Source organism: Brachybacterium phenoliresistens, from assembly GCF_000576425.1.
GTDB classification, from domain to species: domain Bacteria; phylum Actinomycetota; class Actinomycetes; order Actinomycetales; family Dermabacteraceae; genus Brachybacterium; species Brachybacterium phenoliresistens.
In genome coordinates this window covers 45,668-66,575 of the sequence record NZ_KK069998.1, presented here as the reverse complement: position 1 = coordinate 66,575, position 20,908 = coordinate 45,668, and the positions used below count along the sequence as shown (strand labels likewise).

Below are 20,908 nucleotides of genomic sequence, written 5' to 3'. Positions count from 1 at the left end.
CGCCAGAGCCCGTGCGGGGCGGGGGACCCCCGGGACAGTGCCGTCACCCGCCGGCGGCTGCCGCGCGGCAGAGCGCCCTCAGGGCGCGGCGATCCGCAGGATCCTGTCGTCGCCGGGCGCGGGATCTCCGCGGCCGTCCGTGTTGCCGGTGAGCACCCACAGCGAGCCGTCGGGCGCGAGCACGACGTCCCGCAGCCGGCCGTGCGTGCCCACCAGCCGCTCGCGCTGTCGGGTCGGATCCTCGAGATCGACGCTGCGCAGGCGCCGCCCCCGCAGGTTCGCGATATGGACCGTGCCCTCGGCGATCGCGATGCCGCTGGGGCTGGCCTCGGCCGGAGCCCACTGCGCGATCGGGTCGCGGAACCTCCCCTGCCCGCCGACGCCCTCGACGAGGGGCCACCCGTAGTTCGCCCCCGGCTCGATGATGTTGAGCTCGTCCCAGCTGCTCTGCCCGAACTCGCTGGCGTACATCATCCCGTCCGCGTCCCAGGCGATGCCCTGGGGATTGCGGTGGCCCCAGCTCCACACCAGGGAGCCGGCGCGGGAATTGTCCGCCGGGGCCGTGCCGTCGGGCATCATCCGCAGGATCGCCCCGTTCGGGCTGCCCGGGTCCTGGGCGGAGTCGGGGGACCCGGCATCGCCGACGGTCGCGTACAGCATCCCGTCCGGGCCGGCCCCGAGGCGGCCGCCGTCATGGATCTGCGCGGCCGCGATGCCGTCCACGATCGTCTCCGGCGCGCCCAGGGCCAGGGATGCGGCCGTGCCCGACAGGGGCATCCGCACGATCCGGTTGTCCTGCGCGGCGGTGAGGTACGCGTAGAGGTGCCCGTCGAGCACGGCGAGTCCCAGCAGGCCGCCCTCGCCGCGGGCTGCGACGTCCTCGAGGACCGCGACCTCCCGCAGCACGCCGTCCTGCTCGGAGACCTCGAGGATCCGCCCGCTGTCGCGCTCGCTGACCAGGGCCGCGCCCTCGTGGAACACCAGAGACCAGGGGACCTCCAGCCCGTCGGCGATCACGCGCGCCTCGTCGTCGCCGGCGCCGGGCGGCGGCGGGGGAGCGGTGCAGGCGGACAGGCCGCCGAGCATCGCCCCGGCCAGCCATCCGCGGCGGGTGATGCGCATGGGCGTCCCTCCTCCCGGGGCCTCAGGAGGCCACGGTATCCGGGCCGGGCTCTGGTAGGGTGTCATCTCGGTTCCACGCCTCGCGGCGCGGCGACCACCCGCCCGGGGCTATGGCGCAGTTGGTAGCGCGTCTCGTTCGCAATGAGAAGGTCGGGGGTTCGAATCCCCCTAGCTCCACCGATGTGACGGCTCGGGACATCGTTCGCAGATGTCTCGGGACATGGTTCACGAAGCAGGGCCCCGGTTCTTGCCGGGGCCCTGCTTCTTCTGTCGGTGGCCGCGAGTGCGGTCGATGGTGGACTCGGCCAGGATTACCCTGGACTCGAGGTCGGTGACGAGGACGTCATCGCGGTCGATGAGGAAGGCGGACCTCCACTCCGGTGTCGAGCGGGAGGGACGGGCGCTGCAGGTGATCGAGCGGGGGAGATGTGACACGGCAGGGCATCGTGCTAATCTTGGTGCATGTACACACACTTAGGCGATCGGGGGACAGCGTGATCGGGGATGCGAGCGGTGCGTGGTCTCGGGTTGCGGCCTTCGCTTCGGCGGTGGATGCGAGCCTCGACAAGTGGCTCGGTGACAACTACCGACTCGGCCTGACCGAGTATCGCGCGCTGACCCTCCTGAGCCGGGAGTCGGACAAGGAGCTGCGGATCGCGGTGCTCGCGCAGCGGGTCGGCCTCACGTCGACCTCGACCACTCGCCTGGTGAGCCGCCTGGAGTCCAAGGGGCATGCCCGTCGGGATGTCTGTGCCGACGATGGTCGCGGCGTCTATGCCGTGATCGATGAGTCCGGTGAGGCCTTGCTGCGCGAGGTGCGCGAGCCGTTCGAGGCTCGCGTGCATGACCTGCTGAGCAACCCGGTGAAGCACTTCCCCCACCTCGACACCGGTCTCGTGGCCTCGGCGCTGGCGGAGGTGGGCGCACTCATCAAGCCCTGACGCCCGCAGCGTTCCGTTGCGGGCGTGCTTCTCGCCCAAATAAGTGCATGTACACACACCTAGAGAGAGGATGATCCATGCCCATCACGATCGACGTGTTCGTGGACTACGTCTGCCCGTTCTGCTTCCTCGTGGAGCCGGCGATCGAGGAACTGAAGCGCGACCGTGACGTGGAGGTCACGATCCGTCCGTTCGAGCTGCGCCCCGATCCGGTGCCGACGCTGCGCCCGGAGGACGAGTACCTGCCGCGCGTGTGGCGAGACGCGGTGTACCCGATGTCGGACCAGGTCGGCCTGCCGATCACCCTGCCGACCGTCTCGCCACAGCCACGCACCGAGAAGGCGTTCATGGTGCTGCAGCTGGCACAGGAGCGCGGCCTGGCGGAGGCGTACACCGAGGCGATGTTCGCCGCGTTCTTCCAGCAGGATCGCAACATCGGCCTCGATGAGGTCATCATCGACGTCGCCGTCTCTGTGGGCCTCGACCGGGCCGAGGTCGAAGCGGCGTTGCGGAGCGAGCAGCGACGTGACCGGCAGCGCGCCGACCAGGGCTACGCCGTGCACACGGTCGGCATCGACTCGGTGCCCGGCATCGTGATCGAAGGCCAGGTGCTGCGCGGCGTGCCGTCAGCGACCCGGCTCCAGAAGATCGTCGACGACGTCACCGAGCGCAAGGTCGTAGCACGTCCGGGGCAGTCGTGAGCACCGGGACCAGCACCCTGGCGTCGGTGATGTCGCAGGCCGTCGACGCCTGCACCGCGCATGTCGACGCAGGCGGCCTCCCGTTCGTCGGCGTCCTCGTGGGCACCGACGGTGAGGCGGCTTCGGTGTTCGGCGTGAATCGGGTCGCCGAGACCGGCGATCCGATGGCGCACGCCGAGGTCGTCGCGATGCGCGATGCCATGACTCGTCACGGTCTCGACTCCCTCGCCGGGTTCACGGTGCTGGCTACCGGGGAGCCGTGCGGCCTGTGCTACCGCTACGCGCTCGATCGCGGCATCGGCACCGTCCACGTCGCCGTCGACCGCGACGAGGTCGCCGGGTTCGGCTTCGACTATCGGGCGAGCTATCCCGCGTTCGGCATCACCGGCGCAGCACGCGACCGCCTCTACCGGCCGCTGGCCGTGCCGCACGGTGCCGACCCGTTCACCCGCTATCTGCACCACCGCACCTCCGGCCGCGCATCCGCTCGACCGGGCAACCGATTGAAAGGAACATCATCATGAGCTGGCTCTATCTCGCCATCGCCGTCGTCTTCGAGGTCGCTGTCGGCATCGCCGCCGGGAAAGCGAATGGGTTCACGCACCTCTGGTGGACGATCGCCACCCTCGTCTCGGGCGGGATCGCGACCTTCTTCCTCAGCCTCGCCCTCCTCACCTTCGACGTCGGCATCGGATACGCACTCTGGACCTCGCTCGCCGGCGTCGGGATCGTCATCGTCGGCGCCCTGTTCCTGTCGCAGAAGCTCACCTGGAAGAAGTTCCTCGGCATCCTCGTCGTCATCGGCGGCGTCGTCGGCCTCAACCTCGCCGGCACCGCCTGATCCGGCCCCCACACACTCTCGAAAGGAAAGCCTCCATGACCACTTCCACCACCTCTGCGGCCCCCATCCAGGGTGAGAAGAGGGGCGGTGCCTGGATCGCGCTGCTCATCGCTGGCGTCTTCGAGGTCGGCTACGCCCTCAGCGTCAACGGCAGCCGGGGCTTCACCGACCCGCTCTGGTCGATCATCGCCGTCGTGTTCTTCCTGTTCACCTTGTTCTTCCTCAGCGTCGCGCTGAAGCGGATCGATGTCGGGATCGGGTACGCGGTCTGGGCGGGCATCGGCGCCGTCGGCGCCGCGGTGCTCGGACCGGTGTTCTTCGACGAGACCCTGACCCTGGCCAAGGGCTTCTGGCTCGCCGTCATCATCGCCGGCGTCGTCTGGCTCAAGCTCGCCGACAGCCCCGAGCTCGACACCCGGACCCAGCCGGCCACCTGAATCCGCCGATGCCTGCGTCCTCCGCCATCTCCACCGATGTGACGGCTCGGGACATCGCCGATGTCTCGGAGCTCGGTCCACGACGCAGGGCCCCGGTTCTCGCCGGGGCCCTGCGTCGTCTGCAGGCCGGCGCTCAGACGCGTCCGGGCCTTCCTCGGGGGACGTCGGTGCAGGTCGCGGCGTCGTCGGCGGCCTGTGCGCCGCGGGGCTGCGATTCCTGCTCCGGCGCGGACCGGCGTGCTCGGCGATGGAGATAGCGCCGTTCGGTCTCGTTCTCGGTGAGGGCCGCGGCGGCACGGTACGCGTCGGCGGCGCGCTCGTGCTCGCCGAGCTGGTCGAGCAGATGGGCGCGGACGGCGTGGGTGCGCTGCGCGACGAGGGGATCCTCGGTGAGGGCGTGCTCGCGATCGAGCTGGTCGAGCAGGGCGAGGCCGCGGTGGGGGCCGAAGGCATGGGCGACGGCGACGACCCGCGAGAGGCGGATCGGCGCGGTGGGATCGAGGCGCTCGAGCCACAGGTACAGGGCGGCGATCTGGGGCCAGTCGGTCGCCTCGGCGGTGTCCGCCTGGGCGTGGATCGCGGCGATGGCCGCCTGGAGCTGGTACGGCCCGACCCGCTCCTGACGCCAGGCGTCCTCGATCAGTCGCTGGCCCTCGGCGATGAGCGGGCGGTCCCAGAGGGTGCGGTCCTGCTCGGAGAGGACCACGAGCCCGTCCTCGGGATCGGTGCGGGCATCGCGGCGCGCGTCGGTCAGGAGCATGAGCGCGAGCAGCCCCGCCACCTCGACGTCGTCGGGCAGCAGGGCGCGGAGCATCCGCGTCAGCCGGATGGCCTCGGCGGTGAGGGCGGCACGGGTCAGGTCGCTGCCGGCGGTGGCGGTGTACCCCTCGTTGAAGATCAGGTAGAGCACCCGCATCACCGCGGTGGTGCGGGCGGCGAGGTCGTCGGAGTCCCGCAGCTCGAAGCGGGCGCCGGCCTTCTTGAGGGTCTGCTTGGCGCGGCTGATCCGCGAGCCCATGGTGGCCTCGGCGGCCCCGTACGCGTGGGCGATCTCGGCGGTGGTGAGACCGCCGACCGCACGCAGCGTCAGCGCGATCTGCGAGGTCTCCGACAGCGCGGGATGGCAGCACAGCAGCAGGAGCTGCAGGCTGTCGTCGCGGTCGACGGCAGCGGGTCGGGGCGCGGCCGGATCGACCAGCACCAGATCGGTGGAGGCGGCGTCCTCCTCGCGCCGGCGCGCGGCCTGCTCCGAGCGCAGGAGGTCGATCATCCTGCGGTAGGCGACCCGGATCAGCCAGGCGCGCGGGCCGTCCGGCAGGCCGTCGGCCGCCCATCGCCGGGCGGCGACGATCAGCGCTTCCTGCACGGCGTCCTCCGCGAGGTCGAACCGCCCGAAGCGACGCACCAGCGCTCCGAGCACGTGCGGCGTCTGCTCACGCAGCACGTGCTCGATGCGAGCGAGGTGCGTCCCGCGCGCGTCGCCGGACGGAGCGGCCATCAGGCGAAGTCGTCGCCCATGATCGGCCGGATCTCCATCGGCTCGCCGAGCACCTCGACCATCCGGGCGACGATGTCCTTGGCCCGTTCGAGGCCGGAGACCTCGATGATCGCGAAGCTCGCGAGCACCTCCTTCAGCTCGGCGAACGGTCCGTCGGTCGCGGTCACGCCGGCATCGGTCCGGCGGACCGTCGTCGAGACGGCGGGGTGGCCCAGGCCTTCGCTGAGCACGAACTCCCCGGTCTCGCGCAGCTCGGCCTCGAACTTCTGATAGGCGGCGAACGCGTCCAGGGCCTCCTGGCTCGGCACGTCGGCGGTCTCGGCGTCCCACGCCTGCGCGGGCGTGTAGCTCAACAGCAGGAACTTCATGGTCGGTCTCCTTCGGCGTGTGGTGGTGTCAGTATCCGGCACGCTGCCGGCGGGTCGGATCAGGCGCGGCGCCGCAGCCGCAGCGCGGTGACGGTGATCCAGGTGAAGGCGATCAGTCCGGTGACGGCGATCTGGATGCTCGCCCCGCTCGGCGAGGTCGGCGCCAGCAGGGCGAGCGCGACCAGCCCGTTTCCGATCGAGGCCCCCACCTGCCGGCGGCGGATCGAGCGGACCAGCAGCGCGGTGCACGCTCCGGCGAGGGCGAGGAACGAGGCCGCGGCCGCGGCGGTGTGCACGATCGCATGCCAGGACATCTCCACCGCGCCGGCCGGTGCGCCTGCGGGGAATCCGTGCTGCGGGTCCATCGTGAACAGTCCGGCCAGCACGAAGCCGGCCCCGAAGACGCCCAGCAGGATCGGGGCCAGGCGCGCGCCTGCTCCGTCGACGACGAGACGGCGATGGGCGAGGGCGAGGGCAAGGCCGCCCAGGCCGGCGAGCACGAAGGTGAGCTGCTGGATCCAGCCGAGATCTCCGGTGGCGAGCTGGCTGAGCGGGTGGATGCGGATGTCGAACCCGGGCCGGGTCAGCGCCTGGCACACCGACGAGGCGAAGAAGACGGGGCCGGCGAGCGCGGCGGCGGCGAGCAGGGCGCGGGTCCGCGGACGCGCGGCGGCGTCCGGCCTGGACCTCGGGGTCGTGGCGGCGGTGGTCATGATGTCCTCCGGTCTCTCGAGCGTCGCAGCCCGGGGCGGGCGGCGTTCACGGGCACCACGGAGCCGCTCGCGCCGTCTTGACATCCCCGGCCGAGATCTCCCGTCAGAACTTCTTCGCGGCGGGATGTCGAGAACCCTGCGACCGCTCCGAGGTCCCGGTGAGCGCGGGCCGTACGAGGCCCGCACCGAGCAGCGCACAGGAGCTGATCATGACCGAGAACACCCGTCCCCAGCCCGCCATCACCGCCGACCTGGATGCCGAGGCCGCGGCGCAGGAGGCGCCGCCCCTGCCCAGCGCTCGCCTTCGCGCCCTGGACCGGCTCGTCGGCACCTGGGCCGTCACCGGCGGCGCCGAGGGCACCGTCCGCTATGCGTGGATGGACGGCGGCCACTTCCTCATCCAGCACGTCGACCTCGAGCAGTTCGGCCAGAGCATCACCGGGTTCGAGGTGATCGGGCACCTGCATCCCTTCGGCGAGCCCGTGAGCGAGGAGATCGCCTCGCGCTTCTACGACTCCCAGGGCAACACCTTCGACTACGTCTACGAGCTCGACGGCGGCACGCTCACCATCTGGGCCGGAGCCCAGGGCAGCCCGGCGTACTTCCGCGGCACCTTCACCGATGACGACACCGTCATGACCGGCGACTGGGTCTACCCCGGCGGCGGCGGATACACCAGCACCATGACCCGTCGGTGACCCGCGCCGCGACGAGCGGACCGCGAGACGGACGACCGGCCCCCGACCTGCACGGCAGGGCGGGGGCCGGTCCATGCCCGGGCGGGAGGCGTCCGTGCCCGGGCCGGGGACGATCTCGTCAGAGGTTCTCGGCGATCTGCTTGATGGACGCCAGGCGACGGTCCCAGGCGACGCCGATCGCGTCCAGGCGCCGGGCCGTCGCGCTGAGGCCGGATCCGACGACCCGGTACCGGACCTCGCGCCCCACCTGGACGGTCTCCACGAGACCGACATCGTGCAGCACGGCGAGATGCTTGGCGATGGCCTGCCGGGTCACCGGGAGGCGGCGGGCGAGGGCGGAGGCGGAGGCGTCGCCCTCGCCGAGAGCGGCGAGGATGCTCCAGCGGGTCTCGTCGCCGAGCGCGCTGCACATCTCGACCACCGAGGGGTCGACCAGGTCGGGGCTCATGCGCCGCGCTCGAGCAGGGCGACGAGCTTGTCGAGCTCGGCGTCCCAGCCGCCCCGATGGTCGGCCATCATCTGCTGCGGGTCGCTGGTTCCGCCGAAGCCCGTCTCGACGACGGTGAGCTGCGTGCCGCCCGGGGCATCCTCGAGGGTGAAGGTGAAGACGGTGGCACGCTCGTCGTCGACCGTCTCGGACAGCGGTCCCTCCTCGTTGCACCAGCGGTAGGACACCTCGGTGGTCGGGACGAAGGTCTCGACCCGGATCGGGACCCGGCGCTCGCCGGGCCAGCCGATGGTGCCGACGGCTCCGGCGCCGGTGCCCTCGAGGGTGATCCGGCCGAACCACTGCGAGACGAGCTCGGGCTCGGTGACGGTGCGCCAGACCTTCTCGCGGGGTGCGGCGATGCGGATCGTGCGGCGCACGACGAAGGCATCGGTGTCGATCTCGGCCGGGGGGTTCTGCGTGTTCTCCATGGCGGTCTCCTCATGCGGTGTCGTCGGCGATGGGCCGACGGGGGCGGGTGCGGTGGCGGGCGTCAGTGTCGTGGCGGCGCCCTGTCCCGGTCTGCGGGATGCGGGGCGGGAGGGGAGGCCGCGATGCCGACGATGCAACTGTGTGGTTGCAGAAGAGTCTCGCACGTCGACCGCGAGCGTGCAACCGCTCCGTTGCAGGAGTTCTCGCGAAGAGATCGCGAGCCGGCCGCCCGGGGGTCGCGGTCGACCTCTCGCGGCCGGGATGCGCCCTGCTCAGCGACCGGTCTCGGCGTCCTCGTCGTGGATGCGGACGGTCCCGGCGGCGCCGTCGACGGTGATGATCTGGCCGGAGCGGATCCGCACGGTGGCGTCCGGGACGCAGATCACCGCGGGGATGCCGTACTCGCGCGCGACCGTCGGCCCGTGGGCCATCGGCGAGCCGGTCTCGGTGACCAGGCCGGCGGCGGTCATGAACAGCGGGGTCCAGCCGGGATCGGTCGTCGGGGCGACGAGGATCTCGCCCGGCGCGATCCGGGCGCCCGCAGGATCGGTGACGATCCGCGCCGGCCCGGTGGCGCTGCCGGGCGCCGCGCTCATGCCCGTGATCGCACCGGGGGTCTCGAGGGCCGGCAGGGTGGCCTCGACGTCCGTGCCGTCCGAGAGCAGCAGGACGGGGACATGGCGGCGTCGCATCTCCCGGGCATGCGCCGTGCGGCGCTGCGCCACCAGCGCGCGGGGGTCGGCATCTGCTGCGGGCCCGGCCGGTGCCGGGGGCGGGCCGAGCACCGCGGCGACCTCGTCGAGCTCGAGGAACAGGATGTCCTCGGCCGTCTCCAGGATGCCGCCGGCCGCGAGCTCCTCGCCGATGGCCAGCAGCTCGCGCCGCATCCGCCGCAGCGGCATCAGCCACAGGAACTTCGGCAGCTCCCGCAGGCCGATGAGCATCCGTGCGCGGCGCAGCAGGAAGCCGACGGCCCGCGCCCGCAGCGGGCTGCGCGCGGCGGCCCGCTCGACCAGCTGCGCGAGCTGCGCCTCGGCCTCGGCGGCCGCGCGGGCGAAACGGCGGTCCGGGGCCTGCTCGAGGTCGGTGAGCTGGAGGTAGCCGGCGATCGCGTCGAAGATCGGGCCCGGATCGTCCTCCCAGCGGGGCACGCCGATGTCGATCTCGGCGGCGGCGCGATGCCCGTACCGGTCCAGGAAGGCGTCCAGCCCGATCTCCGGGAGGGTCCCGTCGCGGTGCATCCGGACGAGCTCCTCGGTGGGCGTCGTGGTGAGGAGCTCCTCATGCTCGCGGGCGCCGTCGGCCAGGGACCACAGCTCCAGGTCCATCCGGGTGGTGATGTTGTGCGGCGCCCCGCGCATCACCGCCATCACCTCGGACTCCTCGGCGATGCCGCGCAGCAGCGCCGTGGCCAGCTGCTGGCACATCATGGCCGTCCACAGCGGGTTCAGCGAGTCCATCATCGGGCCCGCCAGCATCGCCCGGTGGACGGCCTCGGCGGTCTCCAGACGCTCTCGCGGAGTCCTCGGCGCGGAGTCCGGAGCACAGGCGGTGCGGACCACGTCGATGAGAGCGAGGCTGCGCTCGCGCTCCCGATCCGGGTGCCGCAGGGACGCGGCGATGCCGCGCAGCATCGGCGGCCCCATGCGCAGCGCCACCGTCGCCGCCGTGGCCAGCGGGAGCCTCCCGCCGCGGCGGGGCGCGAAGCGCGGGTCCTCGCACACCTGCTGCATCCCGCGTCGGACGCGGGGACCGTACAGCTCGAGCGTCCGCGGCAGGCTCCGGCGCATCCGCGCGCTGCGCACGAACGCGGTCAGGTCCAGGTACATCCGGCCGCCGATGAAGGCCACCATCGCGGGGCCCTCGGCCCGGGCGCGGGCGCCGAACGCCTCGAACCACTGGTGGGTGATCCTCTGCATCGCGGAGCGGCCCATCGGCGTGAACGGCCGCAGCATCCCCTGCATGTGGCCCGCCTCCATGTAGACCCGCGGCAGGTCCTCCGGATCCTCGGGGAGGGGGAAGAGGCTGGTGATGGCGCGGGACTGCAGCAGCCACAGGGCGCCGTCACCGTCGACGGCGAACTCGATGTCCTGCGGCGAGCCGAGGGCGTCCTGCACGCGCTCGCCGGCGGCGCGCAGCAGCTCGAGCTGCCCCGGCGCGAGGCAGCCGCGGGGCGGGGCCGGGTCACCCGCCGCGGGATCGACGGCGCCCCGACCGGGGGCCGGCATCACGTAATGGTCGGTGTCCACCGCGCCGTCGACGACGGCGGTGCCCAGCCCCGGGGCGGCGTCGACGACCATCTCGGTGCGGCAGCCTGTGACCGGGTTCGCGGTGAACAGCACGCCGGCGGCCGCCGGGGAGATCATGCGCTGGACCACGACCGCCATCCGGGATGCGCGGACGCCCTGCGCCCGGCGGTACGCGATCGCGCGCTCGGAGTCCAGGGATTCCCAGCAGGCCTCGATCGCCGCGAGCAGGTCGTCCTCGCCGCGGACGTCCAGCAGGGTGTCCTGCTGGCCGGCGAAGCTCGCCCAGGGCAGATCCTCCGCGGTGGCGCTCGAGCGGACGGCCACGGCCACGTCCTCGCCCAGCTCGCGATAGGCCGCGAGGACCTCCGCGCGGGGGATCGTCCCGGCGTCGAACGCGGCGGTGGTCAGGCAGAACCCCTCGGGGACGCGCTCGCCGGCGCGGATCAGCGCGGCGAGCCCGGCCGCCTTGCCCCCGACCTCGTCGATCCTCGCGGGGTCGATCTCGGACAGTCTCAGCACGGTCATCGTGGGGCCTCCTGGTGGGATGCGCGGCCCTCGCCATGGTAGTCATGGCCGATGATCTCCCCGCGCCGCCTCCTCGTCCCCGCAGCTCTCGGGGCCCTCGTCGTCCTCGGAGTGCTCGCCGTCCTTGCCGGCGGCGCCGACGACTCGCCGGGGCTGCAGGGCATCGGCGTGCTGCTGGTCCTGGTCGCGGCCGGGCTGGCCGTCCGGGCGGTCCGTCGGCGCCGCGACCGGCGCTGATCGCGCCGTCGCCGGCCTCAGGCCGGGCCGTCCAGGACCTCGCGCAGGCGGGCCGCGAAGGTCGCCGGGTCGTTGTGCGGCGTCCAGTCGCTCGCGGCGAAGCCGCCGTGGTCCCCGGGGAAGACCACCGGCTCCACCCCGAGCAGGTCCGCCAGGGCCTCCCCGCCGCGCCGCGCCAGCGTGCCCTCGCCCTGCTCTCCGATCGCCGGGACGATCCGCACGCCGCTGGCGAGCAGCCGGGAGGCATCGGGCCGGTAGGGCGTCATCGGCACGTTGTGGGCCAGCAGCGGATCGTCGCGGGACCCGTCGTCCGCGGTGGGCAGCCCGAACTGGGCAGGATCGGGGGCCGGACGCTCCCGGTAGTCCTCGGGCAGAGGGCCGGGGGTCATGATCAGCTGGATGAACTTCGCCATCGCCGGCCCGAAGCCCTCGCGGCGGTAGGTCTCGGCGATGTCGTCCATGGCCTGCTGGGCGATCTCGGCGTCCTCGAGCAGCAGGGTCAGCGGCGGCTCGTGGGCGACCAGCGTGCGCAGGTCCTCCGGGTGGTCGACCGCCCAGGGGAGGGCCACCATCGCCCCGCCGCTGGAGCCGAATACGTCCACGGGCCCCAGCCCCGAGTCGGCGACGACGGCGTGCAGGTCCTCCGCGTGCCGCGCGATGCTGACCTCTCCGCCCTCGGTGAGCCGGCTGCGCTCGGCCATGCGCGGATCGTAGGTGAGGACGACCCGGTCCTCGAGATGGGAGACCAGCTGCGCGAAGCCGGAGGCGCCCATCGGCGAGCCGAGGACGAACAGCGGCGGGCGGGCGGAGCCGCTGGCCGGGGTGCGCACGTCGTACGTGAGCACGGCGCCGGGCACCTCGAGGGTGCGGGTGGAGACGTCGACGCTCATGACAGCTCCTCGGTCCCGGTCCCGGCTCCCTCGCCCGCGGCATCCTCCGCGGGCCCGCCGGGCGGCGCTCCTGCCGGCCGGTAGCGGGCGACGATGACACCGGTCGCGGCGGTCTGCGCGGAGATCAGCTCGAGCGGGCGGGCCTCGCCGTCGGCGGGGAACATCCTCTTGCCGCCGCCCAGCAGGATCGGCTCGATGAACACGACAAGCTCGTCGACCAGACCCTCGGCGAGCAGGGCCTTCACGATCGTCAGGCTGCCGTAGACGTAGACGCCGCCGCCGGGCTGCGCCCGCAGCTCCTGCACGGTCGCCACCAGCTGGTCCCGGGGCACGATGGTGGTGGGGTGCCAGGTGATGTCCTGCTCGGTCAGCTCGTCGGAGACGACGTACTTGCGGGCCGCGTTGATCCAGTCGCTGAACGGGTCGCCGGAGCGCCCGGGCCAGGCCTCGGCGGAGACGCGATAGGTGCGCGAGCCCTGCAGGAGCACCTCGTGGGAGGCGGCGAAGGAGTCGACCACCGCCCCCATCACCTCGGGGTCGAAGTAGGGGAAGGACCAGCCGCCGTGCGCGAAGCCGCCGCTGGGGTCCTCGTCGGCCCCTCCGGGGGCCTGGACGATCCCGTCCAGGCTCATGAACTCGCTGACGATGATCCGCATGCCGACCTCCGGGCTCGGGTGCTGCCGCAGCGGACGCCTCGCTGCGGACCTGGCGCCAGACTACTCGTCGCGCGCCGCGGCGTCCCGGCTCGCCGGATCAGGGCGGGACCGTGCCCGCGGCGGCGCGGGCAGCGGCCTCAATCCCCCCAGGACTTCCGGATGAACGCCTCCCGGCGGCGCTGCTCGTCCAGCGCCCGGCGGCGGGCGTAGTCCCGCTTCAGCCGTGCGCGCGGATCGTGCGCGGGGTCGAGCGTCGCCGGGCCCATGACGTGCAGCAGCACCAGACGGATCCGGAACCAGGCGCGGTAGGCCCAGGAGAAGGAGTCGGAGCGCGGGACGGGGGTCATGGCGCCTCCCTGGTGACGCGGGCGTCCTCCCACGGTACGCCCGGGCGACCGCTCAGGGCAGGGGAGCGCTGCGGCGGCGGCCCCGCGCTCGGCCGGTGCCCGGTCACAGGCCCAGCTGCGCCCGCAGCTCGGCGGAGGACAGCGCACCCGGTCGGGCCCCGGTGCGGGCGGCCCGACGCGTCAGTCGCGCCAGCCCCGCGTTGACCGGCGCGGTGCGCCCGTTGCGGTGGGCGAGCGCGGCGATCTCCCCGCTGAGGTAGTCGACCTCGCTGTCGCCGGTGCCGCGGGCCAGGGACTGCCAGGTGGAGCCGCCCATCTCCTCCGGCTCCCCGGGCACCGGGCGGACCTGCAGCAGGTCCCGCATCGCCTGCTCCTCCGCCTCCGGGTTCAGGACGATGCCGGCGGCCTCGTAGATCCCGGCGGCCTCCTCCCGCGCGGCGCGGACGACGTCCCCGTCGCCGGTGCCCAGCAGCGCCTGCACCGCGTTGCCGAGGTTCCCCAGCAGCTTGCGGTGCTTCCACGGCATGACGTCCTCGACGGGATGCACCCGCAGCCCGGCCGGCGCCCAGTCCTCGGCGATGCCCGCGATCAGGGACCGGTCCTCGTCGGTGGTCAGCGCCGCCGGATACCGGGCGGCGGGGAAGATGCCGCCCACGGGCGCGCCGCGCACGATCACCTCGGCGGGCTGGAGGCGCACGGCGGGCATCCACACGCACACGCCGATCACGCGGGCGAACCAGCGCAGCGCCCGCTCCTCGGCGGCGGCGCCGTTCAGGGCGGTGAGGATCGGCAGCGCCTGTCCGGCGGTGCGCTCGCCGACGGGAGCATCGGCCCAGGCGGCGAGCGCCGCCTCGGCCTGCTGGGTCTTGGTGGCCAGGACGAGCACGTCGTCCTCGCCGAGGGTGATCTCCTCGGGGCCGGCGACGGCGGTGACCGGCACCGTCGCGTCGACCTCGGGGGTGCGCAGGCGCATGCCGGTGCGGCGCATCCGCGCGAGATGCTCCCCGCGCGCGACGAGCACCACCGCCGCTCCCTGCCGCGCGAGCAGCGCACCGATGCCCCCGCCGATCGCTCCGGCCCCGATGATCACGTATCGCCTCGTCATGTCCCCATCCAAGCGCATCCCGCCGCCGCGGGAGGCGGGGCCGGCCGTGCCGGAGGCGGGCCGGGAGGGTGCGGCGGTCCTCACGCGTCGCGCAGCAGGCCCTTCGGCATCTGCTCGAGGCCGACGGCACCCGCCAGCAGCGCGGGGTCGATGCTCTCCCCGGTGCGCAGCACGCTGATGCGTCCCGTCGGCTCGAGGGTCACGCAGGCCACCTCGTCGAGGTGGCGGACCCCGGCCAGGCGCAGGGCGGAGAGCACCTCGTCCTCGACCACGTGGGCGCGGGTCAGGTTCGCCGCGATCATGCGCGGACCGGCCATGAGGATCACGGGCGGGCTGTTGACCAGCCACGCCCCGCGCACGTGGCGGCGCAGCTGGCCGGTCACCGCCTGCAGCGCCACCAGCGTGACCAGGCTCAGCACCCCGGCGACGGCGGTGGGGGAGTCACCGAGGATCGCGCGGCCCATGATCGCGCCCAGGGCGATGATGGCGGCCAGGTCGAAGCTGGACAGGGTGGCCAGCGCCCGCTGCCCCAGGAACCGCACGATGAGCAGGATGATCAGGTAGAAGGCGACCGTCGAGATGACGATCCGCAGGGCATCGACCCCGTCCAGCCCGTACTCCAGCCACATGCTCCGCGCCCTCCGCCTCGATCCTGCTCGGGCCAGCATGATCCCACGCGACCGGCGGCCGATGCCCCACGGCCCTCGGCCGCCGGTGCCCCACGGTCCTCGGCGGCCGGTGCCGCGCGGTCAGCGGCGCGAGGAGCGGCCCGGGATGAGGCGGGCGGAGTTCAGGATGAAGGCCGTCTCGCTGCCCACGTGCACGAGGGCGGCCAGCACCGGGCTGAGCAGCCCCATCGCCGCCAGCGCCATGCCCAGCAGGTCGACGGCGATGGTGCCGGCGAAGTTCGCCATCACGATCCGGCGGGCGCGCCGCGCGACCCTCATCGTGCCCACGAGATCGTCGAGGTCGGAGCTGACCAGGACCACGTCGGCGCTGTCCTGCGCGATCTGGGTGCCGTCGCCCATGGCGATGCCGACATCGGCCCGTGCCAGGGCGGGAGCGTCGTTGACGCCGTCGCCGACCATCGCCAGGCGGTGACCGGCCGCCCTCTCGGCGTCGATCCAGGCGAGCTTCTCCTCCGGCAGGAGGCCCGCGCGGACCTCGTCGATCCCCAGCTGGGCCGCGACCGGACGGGCGGTCCCGGCGCGGTCCCCGGTGACGATCATGGTCCGCAGGCCCATCCGGTGCAGTGCGCGGATCGCCTCCGGGGCGCCGGCGCGCACCGCATCGGACAGCAGCAGGCTGCCGATGAAGCGGCCGTCGACGGCCACGTGCACGGCGGTCGCGGCCGCGTCCTGCGCGGCCGCCTCCGGGCCGGGAACCAGCGTCGTGGAGCCGGCGGTGATGGTCCGGCCGCCCAGCTCGGCGGTGACCCCGAGGCCGGGGGTGTAGGTGAAGGAGTCCGGGAGCGCGGGACGCAGCCCGCGCTCCTGCGCCCCGCGGACGATCGCGGCGGCCAGCGGATGCTCGGAGTACGCCTCGGCCGATGCCGCGAGCTCGAGCAGCTCGCGCTCGTCCCGGCCCGCGGCCGGGCGGATGCCGACCAGCTGCGGCTCGCCCCCGGTGAGGGTGCCGGTCTTGTCGAAGACGACGGTGTCGATCCCCGACAGCGCCTCCAGATGCGCGCCGTCCTTGACGAAGGCGCCGCCGCGGGCGATCCGGGCGATCGCCGCGAGCGTCGCCAAGGGGGTTCCGGCGGCGATGCCGCAGGCCCCGGCGACGACCACCACCGAGATCGTGGCGGTGAGGTCGCGGGTGACGAGATAGGTGATCGCGGCCCCGCCGAGGGCGAGGTACACCAGCGCCGCGGCGAGGCGGTCCGCGAGCCGCTGCACGGGCGGCTGGGAGGACTGCGCGCGCCGGACGGCCTCGATGATGCGCCCGTAGGAGGACTCCGCCCCGACGCGCTCGGCCCGGATCTCCACCGCGCCGACCTGGTTGATCGAGCCCGCATGCACCGCGTCGCCGGGGCCGATGTCCACCGGCAGCGGCTCGCCGGTGATCCGCGACTGGTCCGCGCTGGAGGTGCCTGCCAGCACGGTGCCGTCCACGGGGACGCGGCCTCCGGGGGAGACGACGACGGTCTGGCCGGCGGCGACCTCCGCCAGGGGGATGGTGGTGATGCCTCCGTCCTCGCGGACCTGGACCTGCTCGGGCAGGAAGGACATGAGGTCCGTCAGCGCGTCGCGGCCGCGGTCCAGGGAGAGGTCCTCGAGGATCTCCGCCGCGAGCACGAAGGTCGTGATGAGCAGGGCGGTGGTCCATTCGCCGATCGCGGCGGCGGCGACGATGGCGATGAGCATGGACAGCTCCATGCTCATGCGCCGCTCGCGCAGGTCCCCGAGGGCCTCGGCGGCGATCGGCCAGCAGCCCAGCACCAGCCCGGCCAGGGCGAGCACGGGCACCGACGGCCACGGCCAGGTCAGGCCCAGCCCGACGAGCAGGGCGCAGGCGGCGACGGCGAGGGTGCGGGCGAGGTCCCTGCGGTCGATGCGCTGCCACAGGCTCTCGCGCTGCGGCGGTGCGGCGGCCTCCGGGGCGGCGACGGCGGTCATCGCGAGGCGTCCGGGCCGCCGGCGGGGCACCCCGCCGCCGGGCCCTCGGGGGCATCGGCCACGACCTGGCCCTGGGCCGTGCGGTGGTGAGCGGGGGAGGCGTCCAGCGCGTGCTGCGCCTGGAAGACGGCCTGCGTCACGAGCTCGCGGGCGTGCTCGTCCGCCAGGCTGTAGAAGACCCGGGTCCCCTCCTGGCGGGTCCGGACGATCCGCCCCCAGCGCAGCTTCGCCAGGTGCTGCGAGACGGTCGTGGCGGACTTCCCGACCGCCTCGGCGAGGTCGTTGACGGAGCGCTCGCCGTCGCGCAGGGCGAGGATGATCCGCACCCGCGTCCCGTCCGAGAGCAGGGAGAAGACCTCGGCGGCGAGGTCGGCGAACTGGCTGTCCGGGCCGAAGGTGCACTTCTTCGAATCTTCACGCATACGCAGATAGTAAGGCTCCGGGGGGCTGGGCGGCAAGCGCCCGCGCCATGGCTAGGATCAGCCCCATGGCCGTCCTCGCCCGGAGACCCGACCGACCGCGCCCGATGGCGCCCAGCCCGCGATGACCCGCAGCGTCGTCCTCGTCCATGCCGTCCGCTCCTCGCGCAGCATGTGGAAGGGGCAGATCCGTCGGCTGCGCCGGAAGGGCTATCACGTGGAGGCGCCGAACCTGCCCGGCCACGGCACCCGCACGGCGGAGACCTTCACCCGGGAGGGGAGCTTCGCGACCATCGACGCCGCCGTCGCCGCCTGCCCCGAGCCGCCCGTCCTCGTGGGCCTCTCCCTCGGCGGCTACCTCACGATCCACTGGGCCGCCATGAACCCGGGCCGCATCGCCGCGCTGGTCGCGGCGGGCTGCACCGTCGTCCCCGGGCCGGCCCTGGCCCGGATCTACGGGCTGTGGCTGCGGATGAAGGACTGGATGCCCGGGGACACCGACGCCCGCGTCCACCGCGCCTTCGCCCGCGCCAACTCGCCCAAGGCCGCCCAGCGCTACTACGGCGGCGGGCGCGCGCACGGCGTCGTGCCCGGCGTGGTGCGGGTGGTCGGCGACATGGACATGCTCGCCGACATCGCGGCCATCGACGTGCCCATCACCTTCGTCAACGGCGCCTCGGACCCGTTCCGCCGCCACGAGGGCGCCTGCGTGGCCGCCGCGGGCCGCGCCGAGCTGCGGATCCTCGAGGACGCCGGGCACATCGTCAACCTCAACCGCCCCAAGCGCTTCACCCGCGTCCTCCGCGAGGCGGCCGCTGCGGTGCGCGAGCCCGCATGAGCGCGAGCGCCCGGGACGAGGCCCGGCCCGGGACGAGCGCGCCGGCGGCGGTGGTGCTGATCCACGGCACCCGCACCTCGAGCACCCAGTGGGACCTGCAGCGGCCGATCCTCGAGGCCGCGGGGCGCACCGTCCTCGCCCCCGACCTCCCCGGCCACGGCGCGCGCCGCGACGAGGACTTCACCCTCGAGGCCGCGATCGCCACGATCGACCAGGCGCTCGCGCAGGCCGCCGAGCGCAGCGCGACGGGCACGGCACACCTGGTGGGCTGCTCCCTGGGGGCGATGCTCGCCATCCGCGCCGCGGCCGAGCTCCCCGCCGGCCCTCCGCGCGAGGCTCTGGCCTCCCTCGTCGTCTCCGGCGGCTCCGTGGACGCCACGCCCCGGGCCGCGCGGCTGTACGGGCTGGGCATGCGGGCCGTGGACCTGCTGCCCGGCGGGGACGCCGCGACCTCCGCCCTGCTGCGGGCCGTGCTCGGAGCCGAGGGGGCGCAGGCGTGCCTGGCCGGGGGCCGGGCCGATGCCCGCGTGATCGCCCCGGCGATGGCGGCGGTGGCCTCGCTGGACCTCCGCCGCGACCTGGCCCGGATCAGCGCGCCCGTGACGATCCTCAACGGCCGCGCCGATCAGCTGCGCGTGCACGAGCGGTCCTTCGCCCGCGCCGCACCGCACGGGCGGCTGGTCGTCCTGCCCTACGGGACCCACATGGTGAACCTGACGCATCCGCGCCGCTACGCCGCCGACCTGCTGCGCATCCTCGAGGACGCCGAGCGGCCCCGTACCCTGGGGCCATGAGCATCCCTGTCCTGCGCGTCGGCTTCGTCCCCGGGGTCGAGCCCGACCGCTTCGCCCGGCGGTGGCGCGATGCGCGCCGCGCCGCCCGGCTCGAGCTGGTCCCCGTGCCGTGGAGCCGCCAGCGCGAGGCGCTCGCCGCCGGCGAGGTGGACATGTGCTTCGTGCGGCTTCCCCTGGAGGACCCCGAGCCGCTGCATGTGGTGCCCCTGTGGCAGGAGCGGGAGGTGGTCGTCGTCGGCGACGAGGACGTGCTGAGCCTGCACGAGGAGCTGTCGGAGGCCGACCTCGCCGATTCCGTGGAGATCCCCGCGGCGCACCGGGACGACGCCGCCGACCGCGTGGCCGTGGCGGCCACCGGAGCGGGCCACGCCCGGATGCCGATGTCGCTGGCCCGGCTGCATCACCGCAAGGACGTCGTGCACCGGCCGCTGCGCGAGGGGGAGCCGACCACGATCGCCCTGGCCTGGCCCATCGCGGAGGACGACGCCGTGCGCCAGGAGCTGGTGGGCGTCGTGCGCGGCCGCACCGCCCGGTCCAGCCGCGGCGCGGACGATGCCGCCGAGAAGGCCCCGGCCACCTCCCGCGGCGCCGCGCGCACGGACCGGACGCCGGCCCGGGGCGCCGCCCGATCGGCATCGGGCCGCTCCGGCGGATCAGGGACCTCGGCGAGGACCGGCCGGCCCCGGCCCGCCGGCTCCTCCCGCGGCGCCGGCCGCGGCCGCAGGGGAGGGCGCTGAGGCGTCCGCCGCCCCGGTGCGCCGGCTCCGACCGGATCCGCACACCAGCACGGCGACCCCGGCGATCCCCGCGGCGAGGGCGAGAGCGGCGAACGCCACCGGCGCGCCGGAGGCGAGGAGGACCCCGCACGCGGTGGGCCCGAGCGGGCTCGCCACGGCGTTCAGCACGCCGCGCACCGACTGCAGCCGTCCCCGCCGGCCGCTCGGCACGTGATCGGCGATCCACGCCTCGAGGCTGACCCGGGCCGTCGGGACGATCACCCACATGAGCGTGATCGCCGGGATCATCACGAGGAGGGTGGGGGAGACGGCGAGGGCGACGAGGCACAGCGTCCAGAGAGCCGCCTGCGCGAGGACCGCGGAGCGCGGGGAGAGGCGACCGGCGGCCCCTCTCGCGATCGCGCTCCCCGCCAGGACGCCGAGGCCCATGAGCGCCGTGAGAGCCCCGGCGCCCAGCACCGCCCGGTCCTGCGCGAGCACCGCCATCATCGTGAAGAACGTCCCCGTGAGCACGAAGCTCAGCAGCATCTGACCTGCGACCACGCCGCGGAGCACGGGGGAGGCGATGATGCTCCGGAAGCCGTGGGTCCACCGCCGCGGCGCCGCGGCGGCGCCGTCCGCAGCATCCGGGGGCGGCGCGAGCGGCCGCCCGATGCGGGCCAGCAGCAGCGTCGCGATCGTGAACGTCGCCGCGGCCACGGCGAACGGCAGCCAGGCGGCGACGCCGACCAGCGCCGCGCCGAGCAGCGGGGCGATCACGCCGAGGACGGCGTCGCGCGCCTGCATGGCGCTGAGCGCGCCCGTGAGCGCCGTACGGTCCACGAGATCGGGGACCGCCGCGGCGGACGCCGCGCCGAAGACGGCGAACATCGACCCGTTGACGAAGGAGAGCACGCAGAGCACGGGGAGCGAGGGCGAGCCTCCGGCGAGGGCGAGCACGAGCCCGAGCATCGCCGCCGCCTGGACGGACTCGGCACCGATCATGATCGACCGGCGGGGCAGCCTGTCCGCGAGCATCCCCGCCGGCACGCCGACGGCGAGCGTGGAGAGATAGGACGAGGCGGTCACGAGCGCGGCCTGGGCCGGCGGCAGGAGCAGCAGCGAGACGATGGGGACGGCGACATAGGTGCACTGTGCTCCGAGCACGGAGAACAGGCGCGCCGCGAAGTGGAGGCGGAAGTCGCGGGACCACGCGGGGGATCGTCGCGAGCTCATCGGCCCAGGCTATCGTGGAGCATCGCCGATCCCGAGGAGG

Annotated in this window: 26 protein-coding genes and 1 tRNA gene; 11 read left to right on the top strand and 16 right to left on the bottom strand. The window is 74.0% G+C overall.

Annotation, left to right across the window (positions count from 1 at the left end; all coding sequences use genetic code 11):
* Positions 1-78: 78 nt before the first annotated feature.
* Positions 79-1,122, bottom strand: a complete 1,044-nt coding sequence (locus BF93_RS13020; protein WP_038373208.1) for a PQQ-dependent sugar dehydrogenase — start codon at positions 1,120-1,122, stop codon at positions 79-81.
* 104 nt (positions 1,123-1,226) lie between these two features.
* Here BF93_RS13020 and BF93_RS13015 point away from each other — a divergent pair.
* Positions 1,227-1,299, top strand: a tRNA-Ala gene (locus BF93_RS13015).
* Positions 1,300-1,347: 48 nt separating this feature from the next.
* Here the strand turns inward: BF93_RS13015 and BF93_RS13010 are convergent.
* Positions 1,348-1,557, bottom strand: coding sequence for a hypothetical protein (locus BF93_RS13010; protein WP_038373206.1), 210 nt, complete (start codon positions 1,555-1,557; stop codon positions 1,348-1,350).
* Positions 1,558-1,670: 113 nt separating this feature from the next.
* On the opposite strand from BF93_RS13010, the gene BF93_RS13005 reads away from it, so the two are divergent.
* From BF93_RS13005 to BF93_RS12985, 5 genes are all read left to right on the top strand, one after another.
* Positions 1,671-2,063, top strand: coding sequence for a MarR family winged helix-turn-helix transcriptional regulator (locus tag BF93_RS13005; RefSeq protein WP_232226415.1), 393 nt, complete (start codon positions 1,671-1,673; stop codon positions 2,061-2,063).
* A gap of 77 nt (positions 2,064-2,140) precedes the next feature.
* Positions 2,141-2,764 (top strand): DsbA family oxidoreductase, encoded by a 624-nt coding sequence (locus BF93_RS13000; protein ID WP_038373203.1) that lies wholly within the window; start codon positions 2,141-2,143, stop codon positions 2,762-2,764.
* Positions 2,761-3,288 (top strand): tRNA-specific adenosine deaminase, encoded by a 528-nt coding sequence (locus BF93_RS12995; RefSeq protein WP_038373202.1) that lies wholly within the window; start codon positions 2,761-2,763, stop codon positions 3,286-3,288. Before BF93_RS13000 ends, BF93_RS12995 begins: the two co-directional genes overlap by 4 nt.
* The gene (locus BF93_RS12990; protein WP_038373201.1) at positions 3,285-3,605 is read left to right on the top strand and encodes a DMT family transporter; all 321 of its coding nucleotides are present in this window, start codon (positions 3,285-3,287) and stop codon (positions 3,603-3,605) included. The genes BF93_RS12995 and BF93_RS12990 overlap by 4 nt, the downstream gene beginning before the upstream one ends.
* 35 nt (positions 3,606-3,640) lie before the next feature.
* The gene (locus BF93_RS12985) at positions 3,641-4,042 is read left to right on the top strand and encodes a DMT family transporter (protein ID WP_038373199.1); all 402 of its coding nucleotides are present in this window, start codon (positions 3,641-3,643) and stop codon (positions 4,040-4,042) included.
* Between the two features lie 133 nt (positions 4,043-4,175).
* Here the strand turns inward: BF93_RS12985 and BF93_RS12980 are convergent, their stop codons facing one another.
* The 3 genes from BF93_RS12980 to BF93_RS12970 are packed head-to-tail and all read right to left on the bottom strand — an operon-like array spanning position 4,176 to position 6,621.
* On the bottom strand, positions 4,176-5,540 hold the full coding sequence (locus BF93_RS12980) for an RNA polymerase sigma factor (protein WP_084148540.1): 1,365 nt from the start codon (positions 5,538-5,540) through the stop codon (positions 4,176-4,178).
* Positions 5,540-5,908: a YciI family protein gene (locus BF93_RS12975; protein WP_038373198.1), complete on the bottom strand. Its 369-nt coding sequence runs from the start codon at positions 5,906-5,908 to the stop codon at positions 5,540-5,542. Before BF93_RS12975 ends, BF93_RS12980 begins: the two co-directional genes overlap by 1 nt.
* A gap of 59 nt (positions 5,909-5,967) precedes the next feature.
* The gene (locus BF93_RS12970; protein ID WP_038373196.1) at positions 5,968-6,621 is read right to left on the bottom strand and encodes a DUF998 domain-containing protein; all 654 of its coding nucleotides are present in this window, start codon (positions 6,619-6,621) and stop codon (positions 5,968-5,970) included.
* Between the two features lie 209 nt (positions 6,622-6,830).
* Here BF93_RS12970 and BF93_RS12965 point away from each other — a divergent pair, with 209 nt between their 5' ends.
* Positions 6,831-7,319: a hypothetical protein gene (locus tag BF93_RS12965; protein ID WP_198025431.1), complete on the top strand. Its 489-nt coding sequence runs from the start codon at positions 6,831-6,833 to the stop codon at positions 7,317-7,319.
* A 118-nt stretch (positions 7,320-7,437) separates the two neighbouring features.
* On the opposite strand, the gene BF93_RS12960 is transcribed toward BF93_RS12965, so the two are convergent.
* The 3 genes from BF93_RS12960 to BF93_RS12945 form a co-directional block, all read right to left on the bottom strand.
* Positions 7,438-7,767, bottom strand: coding sequence for an ArsR/SmtB family transcription factor (locus BF93_RS12960; RefSeq protein WP_038373194.1), 330 nt, complete (start codon positions 7,765-7,767; stop codon positions 7,438-7,440).
* On the bottom strand, positions 7,764-8,237 hold the full coding sequence (locus BF93_RS12950) for an SRPBCC domain-containing protein (protein ID WP_051486934.1): 474 nt from the start codon (positions 8,235-8,237) through the stop codon (positions 7,764-7,766). The genes BF93_RS12960 and BF93_RS12950 overlap by 4 nt, the downstream gene beginning before the upstream one ends.
* Before the next feature lie 273 nt (positions 8,238-8,510).
* Entirely contained in the window at positions 8,511-11,012 is a 2,502-nt protein-coding gene (locus tag BF93_RS12945) for a PEP/pyruvate-binding domain-containing protein (protein WP_038373192.1), read from the bottom strand.
* 51 nt (positions 11,013-11,063) lie between these two features.
* On the opposite strand from BF93_RS12945, the gene BF93_RS12940 reads away from it, so the two are divergent.
* A complete protein-coding gene (locus BF93_RS12940; protein ID WP_038373191.1) occupies positions 11,064-11,249 on the top strand; it encodes a hypothetical protein in 186 nt (61 codons plus the stop codon).
* Positions 11,250-11,266: 17 nt separating this feature from the next.
* Here BF93_RS12940 and BF93_RS12935 read toward each other — a convergent pair whose 3' ends face one another.
* From BF93_RS12935 to BF93_RS12905, 7 genes are all read right to left on the bottom strand, one after another.
* Positions 11,267-12,139, bottom strand: coding sequence for an alpha/beta fold hydrolase (locus BF93_RS12935; RefSeq protein WP_038373190.1), 873 nt, complete (start codon positions 12,137-12,139; stop codon positions 11,267-11,269).
* A complete protein-coding gene (locus BF93_RS12930) occupies positions 12,136-12,795 on the bottom strand; it encodes a dihydrofolate reductase family protein (protein WP_084148539.1) in 660 nt (219 codons plus the stop codon). The genes BF93_RS12935 and BF93_RS12930 overlap by 4 nt, the downstream gene beginning before the upstream one ends.
* A gap of 137 nt (positions 12,796-12,932) precedes the next feature.
* Positions 12,933-13,142, bottom strand: a complete 210-nt coding sequence (locus BF93_RS12925; protein WP_038373189.1) for a hypothetical protein — start codon at positions 13,140-13,142, stop codon at positions 12,933-12,935.
* 103 nt (positions 13,143-13,245) lie between these two features.
* Complete coding sequence (locus BF93_RS12920) at positions 13,246-14,247, bottom strand: ketopantoate reductase family protein (RefSeq protein WP_038373188.1); 1,002 nt, start codon at positions 14,245-14,247, stop codon at positions 13,246-13,248.
* 80 nt (positions 14,248-14,327) lie between these two features.
* Positions 14,328-14,876, bottom strand: coding sequence for a DUF421 domain-containing protein (locus BF93_RS12915; RefSeq protein ID WP_038373186.1), 549 nt, complete (start codon positions 14,874-14,876; stop codon positions 14,328-14,330).
* A 120-nt stretch (positions 14,877-14,996) separates the two neighbouring features.
* Complete coding sequence (locus BF93_RS12910; protein WP_051486953.1) at positions 14,997-16,865, bottom strand: heavy metal translocating P-type ATPase; 1,869 nt, start codon at positions 16,863-16,865, stop codon at positions 14,997-14,999.
* On the bottom strand, positions 16,862-17,287 hold the full coding sequence (locus tag BF93_RS12905; RefSeq protein ID WP_051486933.1) for an ArsR/SmtB family transcription factor: 426 nt from the start codon (positions 17,285-17,287) through the stop codon (positions 16,862-16,864). Before BF93_RS12905 ends, BF93_RS12910 begins: the two co-directional genes overlap by 4 nt.
* A 121-nt stretch (positions 17,288-17,408) precedes the next feature.
* Between BF93_RS12905 and BF93_RS12900 the strand changes: the two genes are divergently transcribed.
* From BF93_RS12900 to BF93_RS12890, 3 genes are read left to right on the top strand one after another with little or no spacing between them, the layout of a single operon-like run.
* The gene (locus BF93_RS12900) at positions 17,409-18,122 is read left to right on the top strand and encodes an alpha/beta fold hydrolase (RefSeq protein WP_038373184.1); all 714 of its coding nucleotides are present in this window, start codon (positions 17,409-17,411) and stop codon (positions 18,120-18,122) included.
* A complete protein-coding gene (locus BF93_RS12895; protein WP_051486932.1) occupies positions 18,119-18,916 on the top strand; it encodes an alpha/beta fold hydrolase in 798 nt (265 codons plus the stop codon). The genes BF93_RS12900 and BF93_RS12895 overlap by 4 nt, the downstream gene beginning before the upstream one ends.
* Positions 18,913-19,653 (top strand): LysR substrate-binding domain-containing protein, encoded by a 741-nt coding sequence (locus tag BF93_RS12890; RefSeq protein WP_084148538.1) that lies wholly within the window; start codon positions 18,913-18,915, stop codon positions 19,651-19,653. The genes BF93_RS12895 and BF93_RS12890 overlap by 4 nt, the downstream gene beginning before the upstream one ends.
* Here BF93_RS12890 and BF93_RS12885 read toward each other — a convergent pair.
* Positions 19,570-20,868: an MFS transporter gene (locus tag BF93_RS12885; RefSeq protein ID WP_038373182.1), complete on the bottom strand. Its 1,299-nt coding sequence runs from the start codon at positions 20,866-20,868 to the stop codon at positions 19,570-19,572. The two genes, BF93_RS12890 and BF93_RS12885, sit on opposite strands and share 84 nt — an antisense overlap.
* Positions 20,869-20,908: the final 40 nt, after the last annotated feature.